At 41.9% G+C, this 4,261-nt stretch carries 3 protein-coding genes; all 3 read left to right on the forward strand.

Features of this window, described 5'->3' with window-relative positions:
- On the forward strand, positions 1-2,879 hold a 2,879-nt coding region (locus EHS11_RS02740), incomplete at its 5' end, for a peptidoglycan DD-metalloendopeptidase family protein (RefSeq protein WP_167884325.1).
- Entirely contained in the window at positions 2,876-3,505 is a 630-nt protein-coding gene (locus EHS11_RS02745) for a hypothetical protein (RefSeq protein WP_135762894.1), read from the forward strand. The genes EHS11_RS02740 and EHS11_RS02745, both read left to right, overlap by 4 nt.
- 265 nt (positions 3,506-3,770) lie before the next feature.
- Positions 3,771-4,261: hypothetical protein (locus EHS11_RS02750; protein WP_135762895.1), on the forward strand; the 491-nt coding region annotated here is incomplete at its 3' end.

Here is a 4,261-nt window from a genome sequence, read left to right on the forward strand (position 1 = left end):
ACCGGGATATAGCAAATGCTAGTTTCCGTCAGCAGTATGATGGGATAAAACAGAAGAAAGCGGATAAGAAAGCACAGGCAGCAGCTGCCAGGTCCACCGGAATTATGGCGGTAGTAACAGTAGTTACACTTGGTGCAGCATCTGTTGCACAAGCTGCGGCTGCAGCCGCTCAAGCAGCAACGGCAGCAGGAGCTACCGCCGCAACAGCCGCCACCGCTGCCGCGGCAGCTACGGGTGGAGTTATGGGAGCGATCGGAGGAGCTATGGCTTCCATCGGAACCTTTGTTGGTGCGTCCGCAAGTGTTGCAGCTAACGTAGGAGCTGCGATTGTCAACGGGGCCGTTCAAGCAATTGACGGATCTAGAAATGGGACACAAGGAATCATTGCAGGTCTTGCCAATGGAGCGCTTGGAGTATTCTCTGCCGGTGGTGCATTGGATTTAAGCAGAGTAACATCTTCATTAACAACTACATTAACCCCCGTTCTCAAAAACACTGCACTTGGTTTGGGTGTGAGTTACGACAAACAAGCCGGTTGGGGTGGAAGGATTGGAATCGGAAGTGCCACAACCAATGCGAGTATAAGTTTCTCTCAACGAGGCAATACAACAATATCAGGATCAGCGAATATTCCCGGTGTCAAAGGACTTCAGGGAACTCTGAGCACTACGACTAACGGAGCTACTACGGTAGGTGCGAATTACAATGCTGGTAATGGTCCGAGAGAGGGATGGAACGTTGGGGCAAACTATGACATCAATGGTGGAGGATTTTCTGGAAGTGTTGGATATACAGATCCAAATTCAGGACTTGGACTCACATCGACAGTAGACGGGAACGGTTTATCTACATCAGCGCAACTGAATGGTGTGAATCTGGCAACGAATGGACCTGATGGGTTTAACATGGATGAGATAAACTGGTCGGAACAAAACATCAATTTGGCGCAAGACAGGGGAAATAAGTTACAACAGAATGCTTTGCTAAAAGCAAATGGAATCTCCGACCCGGACAGTTTGTCCCCTACAGAAAGGAATCGTATATTAGGAGAAATTAACTCTGCTGCTGAGTATAAACAGCTAAGGGAATCCGGTAAAACAGATGCGGAAATCGCTGCGATGAGTCGTGATCAGAGAGAAGCAGAATTGGATCGGATCAATGGAGAGGTTAATCCTGATACATTGGCAATTGCTGCACTGGCGAGTGTGGGGACATTCTTTGGAGGAGCACTCGCATTTATGGGATTAGGTGGTGGGACAGGCAATGGATCTACTCCGCCGGTTCGGGGACAGGTGGTTGATGTTCCGGCGAGGAGAAGAGAGGATGGGGATGATGATGATGTTGATATGTATGATCAGTTAGATCATACAGACCGTTTACCACAAGAGGTACAAGATCAGATAAGTTCCATTGAGCTAGATTCCTCAGGGAATAAAGTCGTTAAACTGAAAGACGGAAGAGTCGTAACTTTTGGAAAAGATGGAACAGCTACTTTATATACTTCTTCTAACGTAGATCATACGCTAATTCTTACAGAAGCAAATATGGGAATACCAGGTGTGCTCGGACTCGGCGGAGTAAATGCATTGGATCAGATAGGATTACCAACACAAGGTAAAGTAGAAAGATATCCTCTAGATCCAAAAGAAATAGCTAAACCAGTCTCGATAACAAAAGAGCAGTATAAGCTAACAGATCAAGGAAAAGAAGATGTAAAATCGTTAAGAGAAAATGCTTCTAAAGTCGATACAAAGGTAAAAGATTCGGATATAACCGCCTTTAATGAAAGGCAAGCTATTAAAAGAGAAGCAATAGAGAAGCCATTAAAAGATCTTCAAACTGAAATTCAAAATTTAAGAAATAAGATAGAAACGAATGGCCAATCAGCAGATTATGATAGCAGTGTAGACAAATCGGTATTGAATGATCTACAAAAACAAGAGAAAGCCTTATCGAAGTCAACATCTACTAAGCTCACTCAACTTTCAAAGCAAGAAGTAACGGATAGAAAGAATCTACCAGAGGCAGTCAGATTACAATCATTGGATAATACTTTATCCAATCCATATAGATCTCAGGTAGATGATTTATCTACGCAGTTAGCAGCTTTGGATCCAAAGTCAGCAGAGTATCTAAGATTGAATGAAGAATACGAAGCAGTTAAAATCAATTCCAGTGCGTTTGATAATGCACGAGATACGTTATTGAATCCTAAGGTTAAAGAAACTTCTGCAGCGCTTGCAGCGGAGATGCTTAATAAATTAAACCCGGATGTTCCTGTCAGTCGGCCAGAACAATCGACTGTATTAGAAAACAAACCAAATCGAGAGCATTTGACTCCTGGTTATGATCCAAGTGGAAGAGCGGGAGGAATATTGCCAGGGATCAATCATCCGGATGCAAGAGTGACAGATACTCCATTGGAACATTCAAGCAGGGGTAAAAATAAAGCTTATCATGCAACAGATATTGCCTTACCATATGGAACTCCTTATATGCCTGTAGCGGAAGGAACTGCTGAGGTTGTTAGATCTAGCACATATGGTAATCAAGTAAAAATCAAACATGGTAATGGTGTGGAAACATCATATGCTCATAATTCCGAGGTATTGGTAACTAATGGTCAACATGTAACCTCTTCTACTGTGATTGCTAATGTGGGTAATACGGGTAATGTTGATTCGAGTCGTCCAACTCAAGCACCATGGTATGGAGGAAGCCACATTCATTATGAACTTAAGATAAACAACCAATTGGTACCTAGTCAAAATTTTGATTGGAACAGATTCAAAACTGAAGGACAAACATATGTGGATGATTATGTTAAACGATACGGTAAAGATTCGCCTGGATATTATTTAGTGGAGAAGAAAAAATGAAGAATAGGATCTTAGCAGGTATTCTATTAGTTCTGGTTAGTTGCAGTGGTGGGAATCTCAAGGAAAAAGAAAAACCTGCGCCTGTTGCAACGAAGCAAGAACAACCACAATTAACAATTAAAGATTTTGAAGGTAGTTGGTATGAGGAGGATAATTTGGATCAGGAAATGGCAGATCCACATAAATATGATTATGCAGAAGGTTATGTAAGTAGTTCTAGTTTGGGTAAATTTAAGATATGGCAGGATAGCAAAAGAGGACTCCAGTTAGAAATACATTTGGCACTTCAGGCAGATTCTTATTTTCCCCGATCTAGATATGAAATTATAGGAAAAGATGAGGCAAGAATATTTTATACTATCCCTAACGAAAAGGAAGAGATTGTCGCAATACATATTAGAAAATTAAAAAACAATAAAACATGTATTTTGTCGCTTCTTGAAGAATCAAAAAATAATAGTTATGCGAGTTATAAGTGCAAAATTCTTTTTACAAAACCTGTCCCAGATCCATTCCCAGGAGATTGGAATAGTGCCAGACATAAAAAAAATTATTATACACTAACATACGGTGAAGTTGGTGTAACGAATGAGTTCGATAAAGAGGCATTGGATGCAGGTAAATAAAAGGAAACATTGCCTTATAAAACCAACCCCCGCGCAAACGATCGTAGCGAAAATCCTTCGCACAACCAAAAAGGCGAAGATTGAAGCGAAGAGCGTGGTCGGTTAACAAAAAAGAGGAATTGTAAAAGAAAAGATGCGAGGCGCCCAACAAAATATAGATAAAGTCTCTCTTCTCTTAAAAGCAAGAGAGATGTTTCTCGCGGTAACGGAGGCCAGGGATGGCCGAAGTTTTTTCGTCGGAACAGGAAGTTCCGCGAAAAAGAGCGTGAAGCATCGAACGCCTTGTTATGTGGATCCGACACAGTGCAAGAGTCTACTGAGACAAGATTATACTTATACAGTCAATAAAGAAACAAACATAGCAACACTTACAAAGTCGATTAGCAATGGTCAGATCGGTGGGAGAAGAGATGGTAAATACATCAGTGGAGCACAAACTGAGACTCGTTATGTGAGCTTGGCGGAAGTCAAGCCGATCATGGCTCCCAAAGGCAAAGATCTGTTTGACTCTTGGGGCGAGGAGGAGTGGGACAATATAGGATCCCAACAGAACGCAGTGCTTAAGAATTTCTATGATGTGGGTCTTGCGGGTGATGTTAAGAGAATATCTTCGGCGGCAAACGATATATCTGCGGTAAAAGAAAGAAACGAGAAGAAATTCCAGGAAGCAAAGATTGCGGCTGAGTCTGCGGATTCATTTATCAAAGATATGATTATGGCTTATATTTCCGGTGGTGTGGCGGGGATTAAGTCTTC

It is taken from the genome of Leptospira ilyithenensis (assembly GCF_004771005.1).
In the GTDB taxonomy this organism is placed as follows: domain Bacteria; phylum Spirochaetota; class Leptospiria; order Leptospirales; family Leptospiraceae; genus Leptospira_A; species Leptospira_A ilyithenensis.

What these genes read in the sequence shown, in the direction of transcription:
- EHS11_RS02745 (WP_135762894.1), top strand. Translation starts at nt 2,876, where the DNA reads ATGAAGAATAGGATCTTAGCAGGTATTCTATTAGTTCTGGTTAGTTGC.